At 59.9% G+C, this 397-nt stretch carries 1 protein-coding gene; it reads right to left on the bottom strand.

Going from position 1 to position 397, the window contains the following annotated elements:
• Positions 1-397 (bottom strand): IMP dehydrogenase (locus lacNas_RS10385; RefSeq protein ID WP_201346833.1); only part of this gene is annotated, 397 nt, incomplete at both ends.

The following is a 397-nucleotide window of genomic DNA, read 5'->3' as shown; positions in this document are numbered from 1 at the left end:
GATGACGTAGTCGACCCGCTTGATTGATTCCAGGTCCCGGCCGCCGGCGTAGGAGATGGAAGACTGCAGGTCTTCCTTCATTTCTTCCAAGGTGTCGGCGATGCTGCCCCGGTAAGGGACCAGCATCTGCTTGCCTTCAACGTTGCGATAGGCGCCCTTTTGCACTTCACTGGCTGAACCCCAGTACTGCTTGTAGGTCTTGCCGTCGATCTTGATCACGTTGCCCGGGGATTCTTCATGCCCGGCCAGCATTGACCCGATCATGACCATGCTGGCCCCGAAGCGGACGGACTTGGCGATGTCGCCGTTGTGGCGGATCCCGCCGTCGGCGATCAAAGGCTTTCTGGCCACCTTGCTGCACATTCTGAGAGCCGCCAATTGCCAGCCGCCAGTCCCG

It is taken from the genome of Lactobacillus nasalidis (genome assembly GCF_016587775.1).
In the GTDB taxonomy this organism is placed as follows: Bacteria; Bacillota; Bacilli; order Lactobacillales; family Lactobacillaceae; genus Lactobacillus; species Lactobacillus nasalidis.
This window is presented reverse-complemented; position numbering and strand designations above follow the sequence as displayed.